The sequence below is a fragment of the Termitidicoccus mucosus genome (assembly GCF_038725785.1).
Lineage (GTDB): Bacteria > Verrucomicrobiota > Verrucomicrobiia > Opitutales > Opitutaceae > Termitidicoccus > Termitidicoccus mucosus.
This window is the reverse complement of record NZ_CP109796.1, coordinates 473890-494583: the sequence shown is the minus strand read 5'-3', so window position 1 is coordinate 494583 and position 20694 is coordinate 473890. Positions and strand designations below refer to the sequence as shown.

12 protein-coding genes are annotated in these 20694 nt (G+C 62.1%); 8 read left to right on the top strand and 4 right to left on the bottom strand.

Annotated features, from left to right (window positions below; translation table 11 throughout):
• Positions 1–98: 98 nt before the first annotated feature.
• The gene (locus OH491_RS01775; protein WP_084442000.1) at positions 99–1001 is read right to left on the bottom strand and encodes a helix-turn-helix transcriptional regulator; all 903 of its coding nucleotides are present in this window, start codon (positions 999–1001) and stop codon (positions 99–101) included.
• A gap of 56 nt (positions 1002–1057) precedes the next feature.
• On the opposite strand from OH491_RS01775, the gene OH491_RS01770 reads away from it, so the two are divergent.
• Genes OH491_RS01770 through OH491_RS01760 form a run of 3 tightly spaced genes read left to right on the top strand, consistent with a single transcriptional unit; the run spans position 1058 to position 6154 of the window.
• On the top strand, positions 1058–1633 hold the full coding sequence (locus OH491_RS01770; RefSeq protein WP_145928664.1) for a hypothetical protein: 576 nt from the start codon (positions 1058–1060) through the stop codon (positions 1631–1633).
• A 39-nt stretch (positions 1634–1672) separates the two neighbouring features.
• Positions 1673–3022, top strand: coding sequence for an FAD-dependent oxidoreductase (locus OH491_RS01765; protein WP_068769606.1), 1350 nt, complete (start codon positions 1673–1675; stop codon positions 3020–3022).
• Between the two features lie 3 nt (positions 3023–3025).
• Positions 3026–6154, top strand: coding sequence for a glycosyl hydrolase (locus tag OH491_RS01760; protein WP_068769607.1), 3129 nt, complete (start codon positions 3026–3028; stop codon positions 6152–6154).
• Positions 6155–7083: 929 nt separating this feature from the next.
• Here the strand turns inward: OH491_RS01760 and OH491_RS01755 are convergent.
• The 3 genes from OH491_RS01755 to OH491_RS01745 are packed head-to-tail and all read right to left on the bottom strand — an operon-like array spanning position 7084 to position 11113.
• Positions 7084–8469: a glycoside hydrolase family 140 protein gene (locus OH491_RS01755; RefSeq protein ID WP_334319187.1), complete on the bottom strand. Its 1386-nt coding sequence runs from the start codon at positions 8467–8469 to the stop codon at positions 7084–7086.
• On the bottom strand, positions 8466–10070 hold the full coding sequence (locus OH491_RS01750; protein WP_068769608.1) for a glycoside hydrolase family 3 protein: 1605 nt from the start codon (positions 10068–10070) through the stop codon (positions 8466–8468). The genes OH491_RS01755 and OH491_RS01750 overlap by 4 nt, the downstream gene beginning before the upstream one ends.
• Positions 10067–11113, bottom strand: coding sequence for an SGNH/GDSL hydrolase family protein (locus OH491_RS01745; protein WP_334319188.1), 1047 nt, complete (start codon positions 11111–11113; stop codon positions 10067–10069). Before OH491_RS01745 ends, OH491_RS01750 begins: the two co-directional genes overlap by 4 nt.
• 261 nt (positions 11114–11374) lie before the next feature.
• Between OH491_RS01745 and OH491_RS01740 the strand changes: the two genes are divergently transcribed.
• The 5 genes from OH491_RS01740 (at position 11375) to OH491_RS01720 (ending at position 20587) form a co-directional block, all read left to right on the top strand.
• Positions 11375–12253 carry an IclR family transcriptional regulator gene (locus OH491_RS01740; protein ID WP_068769610.1) on the top strand — a complete coding sequence of 293 codons (879 nt, stop codon included), beginning with the start codon at positions 11375–11377 and terminating at the stop codon, positions 12251–12253.
• Positions 12254–12301: 48 nt separating this feature from the next.
• Positions 12302–14710: a hypothetical protein gene (locus OH491_RS01735; RefSeq protein WP_068769611.1), complete on the top strand. Its 2409-nt coding sequence runs from the start codon at positions 12302–12304 to the stop codon at positions 14708–14710.
• Positions 14711–14775: 65 nt separating this feature from the next.
• Positions 14776–16233 carry an MFS transporter gene (locus OH491_RS01730; protein ID WP_068769612.1) on the top strand — a complete coding sequence of 486 codons (1458 nt, stop codon included), beginning with the start codon at positions 14776–14778 and terminating at the stop codon, positions 16231–16233.
• 289 nt (positions 16234–16522) lie between these two features.
• The gene (locus OH491_RS01725; RefSeq protein WP_068769613.1) at positions 16523–19288 is read left to right on the top strand and encodes a TonB-dependent siderophore receptor; all 2766 of its coding nucleotides are present in this window, start codon (positions 16523–16525) and stop codon (positions 19286–19288) included.
• Between the two features lie 93 nt (positions 19289–19381).
• A complete protein-coding gene (locus tag OH491_RS01720) occupies positions 19382–20587 on the top strand; it encodes a glycoside hydrolase family 130 protein (protein WP_068769614.1) in 1206 nt (401 codons plus the stop codon).
• The last annotated feature ends 107 nt before the right edge of the window (positions 20588–20694 follow it).

Genomic DNA, 20694 nt, shown 5'->3' with positions numbered 1-20694 from the left:
ATGGGCCGCAATTCGCATTCCCCATGCCGGAAATCATCCCCGCCGTTTTTCGCCATCCCGCCTGTCCGCCATGCGGACGCGTTGCTTCTGCGATTTTGTCAGCGCCCGTTCCCCTGAGTGGTGCGAAAGTCCGAGGGCGTGCGACCTTCATGCTGTTTGAACCAGGCGCAGAAATGCGACTCGTGGCGGAAGCCCAGCGAGTAGGCCGCGGCCTTCACACTGATCGAGGTGTGCGCGAGCGCGTGGCGCGCGGCCTCCAGACGGCGGTGCTCGAGGTAGCGTTTGGGCGTCATCCCGTAGCTTCTCAGAAAAATTCCCGCCAGGTATTGCGGGGTCAAACCCACGTCGCGCGCGAACCGCACAAAGGCAAACGACTCCTCCAGCGGATGATGGTCAAGCGTCCTCACGAGTTGCAGCGCCCGCTCGTCCACGCCAGTGAGCCGGTGCGGCATGTGGCCGAGCGCGAGCATGGTCTCGACATACGCCCGCTGCCACGCGGGCAGCAGGTTCTGCACGCTCAGGAACACATCCAGGGAGCATTTTTCGAATTGCACATTGGCGTCGACTTTGGGCATGTGCCGCCGCACGAGGCGCAGCAGCCGCATGGCGGTTTTTTCCAGCCCGGGAAACTGTGCCGCCGGGAACACCTGGTTTTGGGTCCGCGCGAACAACGGGTCGCCGCTCGGCCACGCGAGCTGGAAACGCACCGACAGTATCTCCGCGTCCGCGCTGAACTTTTGCGTCCGCGTCGGCGCCGCCACAAACGCCCATTCGCCTTTCCTCGCGGTTACGCGGTTGCCGCCGGTTGTCAGCTCTACACGCCCCCTTCGCATCAGCCAGCACGAGACGTCGTTGGTGGTTTCACGGCTTGTGCGCGCGCAATCAAAAACCGGCCCTTCATACACCCACGTCAGGTGGCACTGGAGGCTGGTCCAGTCGATGAGGCGCATCGAGCCGCTCGGCATGCCGGCCAGTTGTTCGTTATCGGGTGCGCCCGTCATTTCAGGACGAAGGATTCAGGAGGCGGATGCCTTTCTGGCAAGTAGGAAATATGATCATGAACACCCAATATAATATCACAGAAATCGATGGGAACGATGAGAGCCATGCCTACTATCACGAGGGCACCCCCGGCTCCGCGCTCCAGCCCCTGGTATCCAGGTTGATTATTGAGAGCCGTCAATACAATCGGCATGCCTTTGCGCCCCATGGCAAACCTGGTGCAGGGAAGGACGCGGCGATGATAATATTCGACTGCCTGGAGATTGCAGGCTGCCGCGGCCGCCTACGTCCGGCGCAGGGCGCGGGCAGGACGGCAAACTATATCAATATCGTGACGGATGGACGCGGCGCGGATGATCCGCCGCCTGTCGGTCCGGGCGCGGTCACGATGCTGTCGGTCATCAAGGGAGTGGACGGGCGTCGCACGCTGCTCATCGCCGAGGGCGAATTGTCGTCGCAGCGGTTCGCGCCCGCGAAGGGAGTCAGCGCGGATGTGTTTTTAAAGCGCTGGGAGGCGGAGGGCGCGGCACCTGATTTCGCGCTCGGGGCGGGGCATCATGCGAAACCCCTTGTCGAAGCCGCCAAGATATTTGGAGTCGGACATACGGTAATTTCCTCAACCTCCAAGTGAGGCTGGGCGCGGTTCACAACAGAGATAATTATATCAAACATGAATAACGGCAAAAATAGGAGCAACGCCTTTGATGTCATAATAATCGGCGGAGGCACGGCCGGCGTGGTGGCCGCCATCCAGGCGGGAAGGGCCGGGGCATCCACCTTGCTGGTCGAGAAAAGCGGCGTGCTCGGCGGTACCCTCGTGCTCAATGCGGTCAATTTCCCCGGGCTCTTCCATGCATGGGGCCAGCAGGTCATCGCCGGCATCGGCTGGGATCTCGTGGCCGATGCCGTGGCCGAAACCGGCGGCGTGCTGCCGGACTTTTCCAAGTGGCGCGGGAGGCCGCACTACCGTCTGCAAGTCCGGGTGAATCGTGCGGCGTTTGCGGCGCTGGCGGATGAGCGCGTGGTGAAAGCAGGGGTGACTCTGTCGCTGCATACCATGCTCGCCGGCGTAGCCTGGCGCGGCGACCGGTGGGTCGTCACACTTTGCGAAAAAGAGGGGCTGCGGGAGGTGCGCTGCCGTGTGCTGGTCGATTGCACCGGCGACGCCAATGTCGTGGCGCAGGCCGGGCTTCCGCTGGCGAAAAACCCTCATCTTCAACCCGGCACGCTGACGGTGCGGACGGCGGGTTATGATTTGAGTACACTGGACTTGGATGTGCTTGAGCGGGCTTTTAAGAAGGCCGTGGCGGCGGGGCGTCTCCAGCGCTCGGATTTGTCCGCCGAGACGCGACCGGTGGAATATTTTCTCCGCGTCCACGGTGAAAACAGCGTGCATGTCTCCGGCATCGATGGCGGCACGAGTCGCGGACGGACGGAGGCCGAACTGGCTGCGCGAAGGCTGATTCTGCGGGTGCAGCGCTTTCTGCGCGAGCAGCCGGGGCTGGATCATTTCCATTACGACTACTTCGCGACGGAATGCGGTCTGCGGGAGACGGCGACCATCGTCGGCGAGGTTTGCGTGAGCGGCGATGATTATAAATCGGGCCGGGTGTGGGAGGACGCCGTGTGCTATAGTTTTTATCCCATCGACATTCATCACATTTGCGGCCCGGGCGTGGATACGCGGCCGCTGCGCGAGGGCGTGCTGCCGACGATACCCTACCGGGCGCTGCTGCCGCGCGACAGCCGCAACCTCATCGTCGCCGGGCGTAATGTGTCCGGCGACCAGGAGGCGCACTCGGCGTTTCGCATCCAGGCCTCCGTCATGGCCATGGGGCAGTCGGCGGGTGCGGCGGCGGCGCTGGCGGCGCAAAAAGGATGCGAGCTGCGCGAGGTGCCCCTGGCGGAAATTCACGCGGTCCTGCGTGAACACGGCGCCATCGTTCCCTGCCGTGAATTTTCCGAAGAGCTCGCAACGGTTGCTCGCCAGGACGCGGCAAGTCGTGTTGCTTCGAGTTGATTTATGAGTCCAGCCCTCCCCGCCATCCCGCACGCGTCCGTTCTCCGGGCGCGTCTGGACGAGAAGGTATTCTGCGCGCCGCCGGCGGCGTTTCGCGGCACGCCGTTCTGGGCGTGGAACAGCCGGCTGCGCCGGCCGCAACTGCGGCGGCAGATCGCGCAGTTCGCGCAGATGGGTTTCGGCGGTTTCCATATGCACGCGCGCACCGGGCTGGCCACGCCGTATTTCGGAGATGAGTTTCTCACGGCCGCGCGCGAATGCGTGGCGGAGGTCGGGCGGCGCGGGATGCTCGCCTGGCTTTACGACGAAGACCGCTGGCCCTCGGGCTTCGGCGGCGGGCTGGTCACGCAGGACCCGCGGCACCGGCTGAAGTATGTGCTGTTCACGCCCACGCCCTACAACGGCACCGTGCGCGCCCCCCCGAACATCAGCTGCGCGCGCGCGGGCCGGATGGAGAACGGCGTGCTGCTGGCGCATTACGCGGTGCGTCTGCGGGACGGCTGCCTCGCGCGCTACCGCCGCCTCGCGGAGAACGAACCCGCCGCCTCCGGCGCGGAAGAGACCGAGTGGTTCGCCTACCTCGAAACCGCCGGCAGCGTGCCGTGGTATAATCATCAAAGCTACGTGGACACGCTCAGTCCGGCGGCGCTGGCGCGCTTCATCGCGGTCACACACGAACGCTACCAGGCCGCGCTCGGCGCGGAGTTCGGCAAAACCATCCCCGCGATTTTCACCGACGAGCCGCAGCACGCCTTCAAGGAGTGCTTCGAGCACGCCGCGCAGCAAACCGACCTGACCATCCCGGCCACCAGCGACTTTTTTGAGACCTTCCAAAACGCGCACGGCTTCGACCTGCTCGACGCGCTGCCCGAGGTGTTTTGGGAACTGCCCGGCGGTCGCGCCTCGATCGCGCGCCACCGCTACCATGACCACGTCACGGCGCGCTTCGCGCAGGCGTATGCGGCCCAACTCGGCGCGTGGTGCCAGAAAAACGGCCTGCTGCTGACCGGGCACATGATGGAGGAGCCGACGCTGTTCTCGCAGACGCACGCGACCGGCGAGGCCATGCGCTCGCTGGCGCATTTTCAGCTGCCGGGCATCGACATGCTCTGCGACCAACTGGAGCTGACCACCGCGAAGCAGGCGCAGAGCGTCGCGCGCCAATACGGACGGCCCGGGGTGATGAGCGAACTCTACGGCGTGACCGGCTGGGCATTTGATTTTATCGGGCACAAGGCGCAAGGCGACTGGCAGGCCGCGCTCGGTGTGACGGTACGGGTGCCGCATCTCGCGTGGCTGTCGATGGCCGGCGAGGCCAAGCGCGACTACCCCGCGTCCATCCACTACCAGTCGCCCTGGTGGCGCGAATACCGGCTCATCGAGGACCACTTCGCGCGCGTCAACGTCGTGATGACGCGCGGAAAACCGGTGGCGCGCGTCGCGGTGATCCATCCCATCGAGACCTACTGGCTGTGCTACGGCCCGCTCGCGCAGACCAAGGACGAACGGGAGCAACGCGAACGGCAGTTCGAGGAACTGCCGCGCTGGCTGCTCGGCGGCCTGATGGACTTCGATTATCTCAGCGAGGCGCTTTTGCCCGGACAAACCACCGTCGATGCGATTGCGCGCGCCCGGCGCTTTGTGGTCGGAAAAATGTCCTACGACGCGGTGGTGGTGCCCGCGCTCAAGACCCTCCGCTCCACCACGCTCGAACGCCTGGAGGCGTTTGCTGACGCAGGCGGTACGGTGGTCTTCGCCGGTGAAATCCCCGCGCTCGTCGATGCCGCGCCCTCGCCCCGCGCACGCAAGCTGGCGATGCGCGCGGCCCGCTGCGCGTGGGACCGGTGCGAACTGCTTGTCCGGCTTGAATCCTGCCGCGAGCTGGACTGCGCTGACGCCGCCGGCATCCGCTGCACGGAGCTGATGTATCAACTGCGCGAGGACGGACCCGAGCGGCACATCTTTCTCTGCCACCTCAACCGCAAACACGAAACCGGCGAACTGCGGCTGCGCGTCAACGGACGCTGGCGTGTGTTCGAGCGCGACACGTTCTCCGGCGCCATCCATGAAATCCACGCCGCGCACGAGGAGGGAAACACCACCGTGCCGCTCTGGCTGGAGGCGCACGGCCACAAGCTCCTCACTCTCCGTCCGGGCAACCCCGCGGTTGCGGTGGCACCCCGCCCGCGCTGGCGCGACCTTGGCGTACTCGCGGACCCCGTGCGCGTCACCCTGTCCGAGCCCAACGCGCTCCTGCTCGACCAGGCCGAATGGCGCTGGAACGACGGCGCGTGGCAGCCGCGCGAGGAGATCCTGCGGCTGCACAACGCCGTGCGCGCGCGCTGCAACCTGCCGGAACGCGAAGGCCATGTGGCGCAACCTTGGACGGACCCCAAGCCCGCCAAGCCACTCGGCCACGTTGCACTGCGCTTTCGTTTTTCGAGCGAGGTCAGCCTTCCGGAGCCGCACCTCGCCATCGAGGAACCCGGTGCCTGGCGCATCACGCTCGACGGCCGCGAGGTGCCCGCGCGCGCCCGCGGCTGGTGGGTGGACGAGGCCATCCGCCGCGTGCCGCTGCCCGCGCTCAAAGCGGGGCGGCACGAACTCGTGCTTAGCCGCGCGTTCACCCGCAAGACCGAACTCGAATGGAATTACCTGCTCGGCGACTTCGGCGTGCGTCTGGCCGGGCGCCACGCGACCCTGACCGCACCCGTGCGCCGGCTCGCCTTCGGCGACTGGACCACGCAAGGGCTGCCCTTCTACACCGGCAACGTCACCTACCACGGCGCGCTGACCGCCGGGGGCATCGATGCGCTGGCGGTGAAGTTTGACGGCGTGGGCGCGGCCCTGCTGACGGTCGCGCTCGACGGTGACCCAGCGCGCCCGGTGGCCTTCGCGCCATTGCGCGCCGAACTCGGCAGGCTGGCAAAAGGCAAGCACCGCCTGGATATCACCGCCTTCGGCCACCGCCACAACGCCTTCGGTCCGCTGCATAACACCGACCGCGAACTGCGCTGGCTCGGCCCCGACGCCTGGCGCTCCCGCGGCGGCGACTGGGCCTATCAATACCAGCTCAGGCCCATGGGCATCCTCTCCGCTCCGCGTATCCAGTCATTGGAGACTTTTAAATAGAATTGTAGCTGCAATCAAAATGGAGGGACGACCTCCGTGTCGGGTGTGACCGGAAGTGATGTCAGCGAAATGGCGGCTGCGATTAGGGAAAGGCGGCAGCGCGTAGCGCAGGCATCCTTGCCTGCCGTCGAGTAGGTGGCGCGCAGCGCCGCTTTCTTAAACTCAAAAAAAATCAGCGGCGCTTCGCGCCTTCTGTATCAACGGCAGGCAGGATGCGCTACGAAAGGCGCTGGCGCTTGTTTTTTTCGCTGACATCCTTTCCGGTTGCACCCTCCACGACAAAATGCGGCTGCGATATTTTAGGTTCTTCGACGTTATCAGTGGGAAAAGGAGCACGGGCAGGATGCCCGTGGGGTTCGCGTGGCGGGTTCGTGTGGCACGGGCGACTCGCCGATAGGCGCTAAGTTAAGCAATTCATGACCAAAAAATAACAACGACTGCTCAGGATTTGCCAATTTGCGGCATAATTAAGTGAGAAATTATGTAGCAGTCGCAGCTTAACTTAGCGCCTATCGGCGACTCGCCCGTGGACGACGCGAAGCGTCGCCACTTGGGGAAAGGCTCCCTGCCGTGGGTGGCCTGCCCGTAGGATTTGGGCGGCTTCGCCGTCCGCGGGCAGGATGCCCGCGCTCCTGTCGCTGCCGCGTCTTCAAACGGTCTCTGAAAACGTCGAAGCGCCATATTTTAGAGCATTCCCGGTTTATTTTGTCGCAAGGAAGGCCGAAGGCGCGGCTTGTTCTGGAGTGCGGGAACTTGTTCCCGCTTTTGACGGGCCGACTTGGCGGCCCGCCCCGGATGGCGGCGGTGCGGACGTGGCGGCGTGACAATTCACGCCGTCGAAAGCGGCGACAAGTCGCCGCACTCCATATACTCTGCTGATTTTTGAATCGTGCGCCCGCACCGTTCTCCAGCCGCGCTCCCCATCGCTCTCAAATCGCATCCAGCACCAGCACCCAGTCCCGGTCCGCACCGCCCGTGGGAGGGGCGAATTGTTGTATTCCATTATTGGATACATCGGTGGCCACGGTCCCTTCGCCGGTGCGCGGGTCGAACCACCACGCGCGGACTTTTTCGCCGGACACCGCGCCCATCGCCAGTGTCAGCGGCCGACCGCATGTCACGTAGGCGAGGGCAAATTCGCGCGTGTGCGCAAGCACGGCGCGCACGTGGTCACGGCCTTCGGGATTCAGGCCGTGAATCATGTCCTGCGCCGGTGCGAGGAGATGAAAAGGACGCGCCGTGAGGAGCGCGCGCAGGTGGCGCATCTGCCACGCGCCGGGCCGGTCGATGGCCTCACGCCAGTCGTGCAGGCAGGGGATGGCCGCGCGCGCGCCGTGCTCGTGCATCTGCCAGACAGCATTGTTCCCATAGGTGTGCCCGCAGGCGCCCGAGAGCATGTTCCAGTAGGCGTGCACGCGCGCGTCGTGGTCGGTATAAAAACCATCGGCAAAAAATCCCGGCTCGGCAATGAGCCCGCGCTCGTCGAGCACGCCGGCGGGCACCGGCTCGGATGAATGGAGTTTTACGTGCTCCCAGAATTTTATCGGGATGTCCTCGTAGGGAGGCTCGGCATCAAGAAACGGTTTGCGCGGACGCAGGGCCGCCAGTTCCAAGGCGAAGCGGTAAACCGGCAGCCAACGCGCGGCATGACCGCTCTGGTAAACATGGAAGTCGAGCCACGGTTCATCGCTCGCGCATTGGGCGGAACTCGCGCCGCCTTTAGGGTGAAACGTCATCAGGTGCGCGCCACCATCCCCCTCGCGCAGCCCGCGCGCCATCGCCCGCCAGATTTCCAGCGCGGCGGGTGAGTCGATTCCCCGATCGCCGCCGAGCATCCAGATGATGGAGGCATGGCGGTAACGCGCGCCGAGAAACCGCCCGTAAGCGAACGCGTTTTCGGGCGTGAACACCACCGGACCGGCCCCAGGGGTGTTTGAGGGCACCTTGTCGGCCCAAGTCGGCAACATCGCCACCACCAGCCCGCGTCGTCCGGCCTCTGCCACAATGAAATCAACATGTTCGAAATAGCGTACGTTGGGGCGCGCAGGGGCGAGGTCGTGCAGCGGCAGCTCGCCGTACGCGTTGGGTGTGCGCAGCCCGTTGCTTTCCGCAAGCAGCACGGCCTGGATGACGGTGAACTGCTGCTCCGCGCGGCAGTCGAGATACATGACGGCATCATCGCGATCAAGTCGATGAAACAACTCCCATGCAGTATCGCCGAGCCAGAAAAACGGCGTGCCGTCCGCATGGACAAGGTGCGTGCCGTCCTCGCTGACGCGCAGGTGCGGCATATGCGTCTGTCCTTGGTGTTTCATGTATTCCAGAGCTTCAACACCGGCAGCGGCTCGATGCCGGCCAGACCGCGTGCGAGTCGCCGCAGCGACTGGCGGGTACTCCCGAAAGTGGCGACACAACAGTCCACCGCCGCATCGTATTCATAAATCAGATACGGATGATGGTGCGCGACGAAGACGACGGGCGGGCCGAGTTTCATCCAGCCATACATCATGTTTCGCGCGACGGGGCCGTGCAGCCGGATGACATTCGCGCCGTATTCGATGCCGCCGGCGATGGAGGCGACAATCAGGTCAAACGCGCCGTCGCGCGCCGCCTCAAACAACCGGTCGCAGCCCGGGTCTATCCACTCGGTCACGAGCGGCGAGTGTCCGCGCAGGAGCTCCGTGAAGTAGGAGAGCAACGGCTGGTGGCGCTCGCTGTAGTTGCTGATGATGACATGCAGCACGCGGGTCCCGGCGGTGATCGGGCGGGCGAGAAACCCGCGCCGGTCGCGGATGACGCCGACCGAGCGCGAGACAAGTTGGTCCGCGAGTGTCGGCAGGTCGAGGGATCCGAGGTCTGGCGCGGGCGGTGTGACCAATGGCGTGTCCAGCAGGCCGGCGGACTCCTTGGCCGCGATAATGCGCGCCGCGCGGTCGCGCAGCGTGTCCTCGGTGAGTTTTTTCTCGCGCAGGCAGCGCTCCATCTCGGTGAAGAAGCGCTCGTCCACTTTTGCGAACAGCAGCACGTCGCCGCCCGCCTCAAGGAAACGCGCGCAGGCGTCGTAATAATTCATGAATCCGCAGAACCCGGTCATGTTCACCGCGTCGGAGATGACAAGACCCTCGAAACCCATCTCGTGCCTGAGCAAATCGGTGAGCAGCCGCCGTGACAGCGAGGCGGGGGGATGAAGGCCGCCGGGCGCATCCGGCTCGTCGAGTGCGGGCAGCGCGATATGCCCCGGCATGATGGCACGGATGCCGCGGTTGATCATGTGTTGGAAAACGAAACCGGGGCCGTCGCGCCATGCCTGCGTGTCGAGCGGGTTGACGGGAGTGGTGAGATGCTGGTCGAGCGTGCCGAAACCGTCGCCGGGAAAATGTTTCGCGGTGGCCAGCAATCCGTGCTCCTGCAGGCCGCGCGCAAACGCCCATGCAATCTCCGCCGCGCGTTCCGGGCGCGCGCCCGGGCTGCGCGTGCTGACCATCGGCGAGTCCGGATCAGCAAGCAAATCGGAGCACGGTCCGAGCGCCCATGTGAAGCCGCGCGCGCGTGAAATCAACCCGGTGGCGCGGCTGATTTTCAGCGTAAGCTCCGGATCGTCCGCCATGGCGTGGCCCATCATCGGGCCGAACTCGCATCCGAGCTCCTCGGGCAAGTCGCGCGGCCCGTATTCGATGTCGGCCACCACGAATGGCTCCACCGGACAGAGCGGACGCAGGCGCGCGAGCAGCGCGTCACGCTCGGCCTGCGTCGTGCCGTGCAAAAAAATGCCGCCGTAGCCGTCGAGGCGGTTGCGGTCCAGGTGGACAAGCGCGGGCACGGTGACCTGGAGCAACAGCTGCCGCATGGTCAGGCGGCCGGCGAGCGCGCGGGCGCGGCTGGAAATGCTCAGACGGAAACGGGAGGTCGGGATCACGGCCGGCGTTCCTTGCGTGAGTTCCGGCGCATCGCCTGCGCCAGGCGCTCCGCCATTTGGGCGAAGCCGGCGTCGTTGGGGTGCACGGCCACCGGGTCGAAGCAATCATCGCGGTGATCGATGAGCGAGGGGCCCTCGATCACGCGGAGCCGCGGCGTGGCGCGTTCCGCCGCGAGTTTGCGGATGACTCGCCTGTAGTTTTCCAACGGATACCGCACCGCCTCCGGCCGCCAGCGGGGCGGCACCCAGAGCGGGGTGATGAGAAAGACGGGCGTGTCCGGATGGCCGGCGAGGATGCCGTCGAGCAACGCGCGGTAGTGGTCACGAAACGTCTCCGGTTCCGCGCCGCCCTGCCAGTCGTTCACGCCGATGAGCACGGAGATGACACCGGCGTCGATTGACGCGAGCACGTCACCGTCGGCGGCCTGCGCGCCGCGGCCGCCGATGCCGAGGTTGAGCAGTTCCCAGTTGTTTTTCTCCGCCACCAGAAACGCGTAAGTGCGCGTCACCACCGATGCGGTGAACCCGTGCGTGACGGAGTCGCCGAATGCGACATAGCGCGTGCCCGGCCGCGCGGTCGGTGTCTCCCACGCGGCATCGGCGCCCACCTCGACCCCCAGCAAATCGACCGAGTCGCCATACGGCAGGATGACTTCGTAGTTGTGCATCGCGCCGTCGTCCGGAGCGGGAAGAGTCACGGCCAGCGTGCTGTCCGCGCCTTCGGGCCGGGTGAATGTCCACCCGGGTTTCGCATCCCCGTCGATGCGGAATGCGCCGGTGCTGTTGCGCGAGGAACCGGTGTGGCGCGCGGTGTAGCGCAGGCGCGCGGCCACCCTCGCGCTGTCGGTGCGCCAGCGCATGCGGGTGCCGGGGCTGTCCCAGCGGAAGCCGCGACCGGGCGTGTCGAGCACGCGGTCAAAATGCACAGAGCCATCGGCCTCGTTGCGCAGCGGAGGCAGGCCGTCGGAGAAATGGATCCTTGCGTCCGTGGCGGGCACGAGGACGCGCGCGGCCCCGTCCGCATGCGCAGCGTATGCCGGCAAGATTGCGCAGGCGAGGGCGGGGATACTGACACATAGGGAGAGCATGGAATGGCAGGCCATGGGGAAGGGGTTGCCGCGTGAGGTGAGATGACTTGAACGACCTTTATGTTATGGAAATCAAAACATTTATATGCAGGAAGGATTCATGCGCCTGATGAAAGAAATATATTGCCGGATCCAAGTCAATGCCATCGCCTGGTGATTACAAAGAATCAAAATTTATGCTTGATGTTTCTTTATAGTGAACATTTATTCAGTCCCATGCCCATTGTTCTTACCCTGAAAAAAAGTCTTCACGTTCTCGAGTCTATTGTGCGCCGGTCGGATGGCATCGGCACCCGCGCGATTGCCCAGGAACTCGGGATTAATGTCGCCACAGCGCACAACATCGCCACCACATTCGCCTCGCTTGGCTATGTGAGACAGGATGAGGTCACGCGGCTTTTCCATCCCGGCCCCCGGCTCATGCTGCTCAGCCGCCACCCGACCTATCTGCGTTCGTTGAGCATGAGCGCGCGCCCCGTGGTGCATGAGATTGCGACGGAGCTGAACGAATCCGTAATGCTGGTCATCAGCGACCACAACAAGCTCATCAACCTCGAGTACGTGCCGAGCAAGCAGGCGTTGCGCGTGCAGGAACCGGAAGACGTCAGCGGAATCGCGCACTGCACCGCCTTCGGCAAATTGATTCTGGCGCATTTCGACGAGGACTCGCTGGAGGCATATCTGGCGCAGCATGGGCTGACCAAGCATACTCCGCGCACCATCACCGACCCGGTCAAATTACGCGAGGAACTGGCGCGCATTCGCGAGAATGAATACAGCCATACCTGTGACGAGTTGTGCGAGGGCATCAGCGCGCTGGCCGTGCCCATCCGCGATCCGTGGGGACCGGCGTTTTCCGCGCTGGGAGTGCCCAACCGCGACCCGTGGGGCTCGGTGTTCGCGGCGCTCGGAGCCAGCGCGCCAACGGTGAGGTTAAAGAGCAAGGATCAGATAAGACTCACACTCGACGGGCTCCAACGGGCCGCTGACGAAATTGGGAAAATCTGGGCCCACACCAAGCAGAGCACCAGCGACGCGCCGCCCGGAAACCGCCGCGGGCGTCCGCGCAAAAACGCGCGCCCCGCCGACAAGTAACCGCGCGCGCCCGCCCAATCCCATCCACCCTGAGACAAATCCCCCGTAGTGAAATCGCTTACACTCGAAGTTTCTCTCAAGCCGTTTTTCAACCTGGACGCCGCCGCCACGCTCGCTGTTTGTCGCGAGGCGCTCTGCCAGTATCGTGCGTTGATTGGCCGCGCGGACGCGCTCTCGATCATGTTCTGGTCCGCCGACGGCTCGGAGATTCTCGATTATGCGGGCGACCTCGACGCGCCGATGGAGTGGGCGCGTTTTTTGGGCAACGCCAACCCGCACATGCCCGTGCCCGCCGATCCCGGGAGAAAAAGTCTGCACGCGCGCAACTATCTCTATCGCGAGGATGCGCAGCCCATCACCTACCGGCGTTTCGCTGACATCGCGCGCGCCTGGCGCGAGGCCGCCGCCGAAATCGGCCGCGAAATCTCGGTCGGGGCGACGTTCGACCCGGGCGGGGAATTCGCGCCCTCTTCGTTCAAATACCAGCGGCACCGCGAAATCTGCCTTTCCAACACGATGGGCAAGGCGAGTTTTGTCGCCTGCTACGCCACCTTGCATGCGGACCAGCGCCGTTACGCCGGTTATCCCGACGGCATTCCCGAGGGCACGGCGCTGGGTTCTTTTCTGGGCCGACAATTCCGGCATTTCGCGCGTGACCTAGGCTTCGATTTTCTCTGGCTGTCCAATGGATTCGGATTCGGGCTCGAAACATGGAAAACCATCGGGCCGCTCTTCGACGGAGAGGCGTTTCATCCGGAGGGAGCGCGGGAATTGGGCGGACGCATTATGGATTTCTGGCGGGATTTTCGCCGCGAGTGCCCCGACCTTCCCGTGCGCACGCGGGGAACCAATCTGGGCACCGGCACCGACCTGGCCAGCGACGCGACGCCCTTGCGCGAGTTGTACGCGGGTGGCTTTAATTTCGCGCCGCCGCCCAATTCGCCGTGGGCGTCCATCAACGGCGATTTCGGCATCGAGCTCGCCGGCTACCAGAGCCGCGTGGTCGAGCTGCCGCCGGGCGCGGGATTCCCGTTCCGGTTTTATTTGCATGATCCTTGGTGGCTGAACAGCCCGTGGATCGACCGCTACGAAGGGCAGCCGCATGACATTTATCTGCCGCTGGCGGTCGGGCGGGTTTCCGCGGAGGGCCGCGTGAGCGCGGCGGAGCATCTGTCTCTCATCACGATTGACGACTCCCACGGCCGCATGCCGGAGCGCGTGCCCAATGAAAGCATCCCACATCTGCTGCGCGCCTGGGACGAGCGGCCCGATGCCGCGGGGCCCATTGTCTGGCTGTATCCGTTTGACGAATTGCATGACTCGCAACTCGGTCCGGCGCCGGAGCCCGCGAGATTGTTTCACACCGACTGGTTTGCACGCGAGGCGCTCAACGATGGCGTGCCGCTCAACACGGTCATGAGTACGCGGACGTTTGACGCGCTCGGGGCGCGCGTCGGCGCTGTGCTGGCCGGACGTATCCTCGTGACTCCCGCGCCGCTGGCGGCCGGAGGCGAGGAGCGGCTGCTCGCATGGGCCGATGGCGGCGGCTCGCTCATCATTTACGGTCCGCTGGAGCACGCGCCGGGATTGCGGAAACGGCTCGGTTTGATGCTGGCCGCTTCGCTTTCAGACGAGTTCACCGTGCAAACGGCGCAAATGGAAATGGATGACTGCCGCTCACCGCGCCCGGCCACCTACACGCATCGCATGGTGATGTCAGGCGGCGGCCTGGCCGAGGCTCCGGTCAATCCGGCGGCGTGCCTCGCAACGGCGACGCGAGGCGCGGATGTCCGCGCGTTGGTCGCGGAGTGTATCACACCCGCGGGCGGACGGCTCTCATGGTTGCGGGGGCCGCTGCCGCTCAGCGTTTCGAGCGAAGAGCATTTGCCCCAACCCGCCGCCCTCGAAAGCACGTTCCCCCTTTCCGCATTGTTGCGCCAAGTGCTTGCCGGCCACGGCTGGCGCGCGAGTTTCGAGACAGAGGGACGCGTCCAACGCCATCCTGTCATGGCATTGCACCGCCACGCCAACGGATGGTTTTTCTCCGGCTACATGCCCGACACGACAGTGGGGCTCACGCTGCACACGCCCTTTGGCGCGCCCTTGCTGCTCGGAGCGGAGACGTGCCTGCGGGATGGTGTCGCGCATTATCGCATGCCGCGCGCATGGCGCCACGAGTGCCGGGTTTTTGTCGGGCAAACCTCGGGAGTGGCGTCGGCCACCGAGTCATGCCCGGCGCAGGTGGGGGTGACGCGCCGCTTATGGATTCGCGGGCTCAAGGACGCCGTCGTGCGTTTTTTCCCCATGGCAGGTTCGGGTCCGGTCACGCTCTGGCTTAATCCCGAATGGCCGCACATCGGCGGCCAAAGCGTGCCCTTGCGCGAAGTCGCGACGCCGCATGGGCCGATGCTTGAGACAACGGTGCGCATCGACGGCACGGCTCTGTTGTCTTGGTAGATCCGTCCGATTCCTTCGCGGCGCCTGCGTGCCGCCGTGTTTTTAACTCTCCAAAGATTCCTTTCATGTCACACACCGATAATCCCCCGCCTTCCCCATCCGTTCAAGCCCCGCGAGTTTCCGCTGAAGACAAGATTCCACTGCTCCAGAAAATCATGTTCAGCGCGGGCATGAATACGGAGTATGTGGCGACGGGATTAATGACCAGCGTGCTCTGGATGCCGTATTTTAACATCGGCATGGGCATCAGTCCGATGTTGCTCGGAGTGGTGCTAATGATTTTGCGCGCTTGGGATGCCATCAGTGATCCGATTGTGGGCAATATCTCCGACAACGCGCGCACGCGCTGGGGACGGAGACGCCCGTTCATGGTCGTCGGAGCGGTTCTCACGGCGGTCATGTATCCATTGTTCTGGCACATGCCCGGCGGCCTCGGAGCGCTTGCCCAGGGAGCTTATCTTGTTGGGGTCGGCATGCTCTTCTTCACCAGTTTCACCTTCTGGGCGATGCCCTATTACGGACTCCAGCTCGAATTGACCCCGAATTACGACGAGCGGACGCGGCTCGCCAGCTGGATGGCCCTTTTCAGCAAGATTTCCTCGCTCGCCGGCGGCTGGGTGCTGGCTCTCGCGACCAGTTCGCTGTTCACAAATCCAGAGACGGGGAAAGGCGACATCCTAATAGGAATGAGAACCATTAGCTGGGTTATTGCCGGCGCGATCCTCGTCTTCGGCTTGCTGCCGCCGCTGTTTGTCAAGGAGCGCTACTATAATGCCAGGGCGGCCAAGCAACCCGGCCAGCCTATTTGGCAGAGCGTGAAGGACTCCGCCCGCAACAGGCCGTTGTGGTTGTTGATCGGCATCTCGTTCCTGCTCGTCTTTGGCACGATGTCCGTCGCCACCTTGCAGCAGTATTTGAATATCTACTATGTGTTTGATGGGGATTTGTCGGCCGCCTCGGTGATCGCCGGGTGGCGCATGACGGCCGTGATTGTCACCGGCGTCCTTTCCATCCCCGTTGGCGCGTGGCTCTCGGAGCGCTTCGACAAGAAAGCCATGGTCATCGCCGTGCTGTGCACCGGCATCATTGGCGTGCAATTGAATTATATCTTCATGCGGCCGGACATGCCTTACCTCCAACTCATTCCCGCTGTCCTTGAGTCCGGGGCGTATTCAGGAATGTGGCTGTTCCTCCCCTCGATGAAGGCGGACACTGCGGATTACGACGAATTGCATACTTCGCGGCGGCGCGAAGGTTCGATAAATTCCTTCTATTCATGGTTTATCAAACTCTCGCTGACGTGCGCGATGGGGGTGGGCGGCTTTATCCTGCATATTTCCGGGTTTGATGCCAAGATTGGCTCCCAGCCGCCGGAAGTCATCAGCCGCATGTTCGGGTTGTATCTCACGCTGCCGGTCGTGATTTGGGGACTGGCGATTGTATGCGCATGGAAATATCCGCTGAACCGGAAGGTGATGGCTGAAATTCGGGGCACGCTGGAGTCTCGCCGGGGCAAACTGTAGCACACCAACAAAATCAGGTGGCGGTTTCCGGCATGACGAGCCGTGACGGGGGCGCGTTATTGCCCGTCATGCGCCAAAGGCGCGGCTTTATCTGATGATAAGAAAGCGCGTGATTCAATTAAGTGTTTATATATTAAAAACAATGTTGAGATAATCACTTATTTTATTAAAATAATTCTTGCCATTACAGTAAATATTCCTCAATATTCCAAGCATCATCCCCACTGGCAATAATGTTTATTATTGATAAGCATTTGGGCCTATTGGAAAAATACAACCCATATCCCTCATGAACACCCCCGCTTCGTCCTCCCGCGCAAAATCGCTGCGCCTGCTTGCCGGAATCGCCACCGCGTTCTGCGCAGGCGCAACCATGACAGCCCAGCAAACCAAACTCACTTCCGATGAGCAGTCCGAGATTGTTCTGCTCTCGCCGTTTGAAGTCAGTGCCTCGTCCGATGTCGGTTATGTCGCCGCGAGTTCGCTTGCCGGCGGTCGCACCGACACCCCCTTGAAGGACACACCGTCGTCCATCTCCGTTTTTACACGCGAGTTTCTCAATGACCTCGCCATGACCGGAATGCGTGACATGGCGGAGTGGACGGTCAACGCCACGCCGAAATATGACACCAGCAATACCTTCACCAACCAGGCTTATGAGCTCAACATCCGCGGACTCGGCAGCAGTTTCCCCAGTCGGAACTATTTCGTTTGGTATGTGAACAGCGACAGTTTTTCCACCGAGCGCCTCGAATTCGCCCGTGGGCCCAATGGCGTGCTCTTTGGCGATGGAGGCGTGGGTGGATTGGTGACGACTTATTCGAAACGGCCGATTCTCCAAAAAGACCGTACGGTGATTGGGCTGCGCGCCGACACCGATGGCGGATATCGCGCGACTCTGGACTGGAACCTTCCCGTCGGAAAAAAGGCTGCCCTGCGCCTGAATCTTCTGGAGGAGGAGGGCGAGCATTGGGTGGATCGTCTTAAATGGCCAAGAAGGGGCGCCCAACTCAGCGGCGCCCTGCGCCTGACGAGGAACACCACCTTGCGGACCGAGGGCGAATGGGGCCGCTACAAACGCAACAATGTCGCCATGACTTATTCCGAGCAGCTATCTTACTGGACCGATCCCAGCTTGATCTATGATGGCACCTCGACGTTGCCGACCGGCGCGCTGGTGGGTGTGGCGAATATGGGTGCCAACACCTATGTTCCCGCCCTGCCTGAACTCGGCATTGCCAACTGGGGCGCGCGTTATCGTACCATGGGCTCGGATTATTCCATCTTACCGGACAGCCCTCGCACCGACATCCCCAACTCGCCTGTGCTTCCCTCGCGCGAGTTCAATATCGGCTCCCCCGCGTCGATGAACCAATATACTTACTGGACCACCACCCTTTACCTGGATCACAAGTTTGGTGAAAACCTCTATGTTCAGCTCGCCTACAATCATCTGGACAACGAGTCGGAGGATTTTGGCGGCAGAACGCTTTTTAACCAAATATTTCTGGACCTTAACCGAGTACTCCCCAATGGGGAGAATAACCCTAAATTCCTTACCCCTTATAGTGAGATCATTCCTTGGAACAATACGCAGGGAAACTCAGTGAACGACATTCGCCTGCTGGCCACCTATAAAATCGAGGCGTCATGGATAAGACAACGGTTCAGCCTGATTGCCGGCTCTCGCGCGGACCAATATGACTCCTTGAACAAACATCCGTATATATCGGACGATCCGCGCGACCGCAGCCGTCAGTTGCGCGTGCGCCTTTATGCGGATGAGCCCGGCTATTACAGCACCGCCGACCTGCCGGACGAAGTGAACTATTTCGAGAGCGGCGGTTACAAGGAAAGGAAAACCCTGGAATATGCCCAGTTGGCATCCACCAGCCAGTTTTTCAATGACCGGCTCACACTGCATCTGGGCATGCGTCGCGATCATTTGGATCGCTGGGCTCAAAGTGTAAGCGGAGTGGATGCGGATGGCAATATTCGCTGGGGCGCCTCCATCCTCACCCCCTCGCCCACGGGCGACAAGGCCATATGGACGCATAACGCCAAGGACGAAACCGATGTATGGGTCACCAGCTATAATGCCGGTGCCGTTTGGTTTGTCCTTCCTTGGCTGGGCGTGTATGCTAATTACTCCGAAACCTTCGCTCCGCCGACCTCGGGTGCAAATCGGCTGGATGGAAGGCCCCCCGGCTTCTCACGCAGCGAGGGTAACGACTATGGCATCAAGATTCATCTGCCCAACGGGAAACTTTCGGCGTCCATTAACTATTACGACACCACGGAAAAAAACAAAGAGGGAGGGAACAATACCGCCATTACCCAGATTCGCTCATTGTGGATAAACAGTGATCGCAGCGATCTGAGCGGAATGGAGTATCGGGACTCGCAGGATGTGAACGGCAAGGGTTGGGAATTTGAAGTTACGGCCAATCCGACAAGAAACCTGCGGCTCACCTTTAATGCGGCGCTGCCGGAAACGGAATCCGTGAATCTCCAGCAGGGGCTGCGCTGGTATTATTACGAGAATCTCCCGATCTGGCAGTCGTATGAGCAACAATATCGTGCCGGTGGGCAGACCGGCAAAGCCGATGAAATGAAGCAGAATATGGAAACCATCGCGAGCACACTCAGTTCGCTCACGCCTGGTGTCCCCCTCAACCACACGCCCGACTATACCGCCAACTTCTATGGCACTTATACCTTCTATAACGGCCCGCTCAAAAACTTTGCCTTCGGCTTGGGGGCAAATATTCGGGGCAAGGCAAAAATCGGAAGCGATCTGGACAACGCCTACGATTATTATTACTCCGATTCCTATTATCTGCTCAGTGGTCACATCGCCTGGCAGAAAAAGGTCGGCAAGGCGACACTTCGTTTCCAGCTCAATGTCTCCAACATTCTGGACAATGACGACATCATCTTCATGACCTACAAGGACTACACGCCTCGGGGAGGCAGCGCCCTCGTGCGCCTGCCGTTCCAGTATCGTTACCTCGACCCGCGTCGGTTCATCTTCTCGACGACGATCAGTTTCTAAGCGTCTCCGGGATTCCGGCGACTGCAAAACGCGCCTGCCGAGGCAGGCGCATGTATATGACCTCTCCCTGCATTATTCATAGTCATGAGTAAAATGAAACGAACATCCAAAGGCACATCCCCTGACGGCTTTACAGCCCGTATTAAGCGCGTGCGCTCCGCGCATGAGGCATTGTTGCGCCGAAAAAATCCGGTCGATGGCTCTTGGGACAACGGTGTCTTCGAGCGTTTCGCGCATCCGGTCGTCACGGACAGGCACGTGCCGCTGGAATGGCGTTATGATTTCAATCCTAGGACGAACCCCTTTTTCATGGAGCGGCTGGGGGTGAACGCCACCCTCAATCCCGGCGCGTTTTTGTGGAAAGGCAAAGTATGCTTGGTCGTCCGCGTCGAGGGATATGATCGGAAGAGTTTTTTTGCCATCGCGGAATCCCAAAACGGCATCGACGGATTTCGCTTCTGGCCCGAACCGCTCGATCTCCCAGAAATCGCCCCCGAAACCAATGTCTATGACATGCGCATTACGCCACACGAGGACGGGTGGACATACGGTGTTTTTTGCGCCGAGGCGCGCGATCCGAAGGCCGCTTCCGGGGATTTCTCATCCGCCGTGGCTCAGGCCGGTGTGGTGCGCACAAGGGATTTCAAAAAATGGGAACGTCTCCCGAATCTTCGCACCCCGGCCTCGCAGCAGCGCAACGTGGTGCTGCATCCTGAATTCGTGAACGGCCAGTATGCCTTTTATACCCGCCCGATGGACGGATTTATTGATGTCGGTTCCGGAGGGGGCATCGGCTGGACGCTGTGCAAGGATATAAGCAAAGGGAAAACCGGCCCCGAAACGATCATGGATGGCCGCGCCTATCATACCATCAAGGAATTGAAAAACGGACAGGGCCCCGCGCCCATCAAGACACCCCAAGGCTGGCTGCACATGGCCCACGGCGTGCGAGCCTGCGCGGCGGGGTTGCGCTACGTGCTCTATATGTTCATGACCGCGCTGGATGATCCCTCAAAAATCATCGCCCGCCCCGGAGGTCATTTTCTGGCCCCCTATGAAGGCGAGCGCATCGGGGACGTGTCCAACGTGACTTTCTCCAACGGCTGGGTGCAATTGCCCGGCAAGTCCCAAACTATATTAATCTATTACGGCGGCTCCGACACCCGCTGTTACGTCGCCCGTACCACAACCGAAAAGCTGGTTGACTGGTGCCTGAACACGCCGGAGGACGCTTTGACGACACGCAAATCCGTCGACCAAAGGCTTGCGCTCATTCGAGCGAATCGAAAGATCATATAGTATGCACGCGCCATAAACGTCGTTGCATGATAGAACGCCAGACCATCCTATGATACCGCTCGCCACCCAAAGCTATAAAAAGAAGGGACGCGTTCCGCACCGCGAGG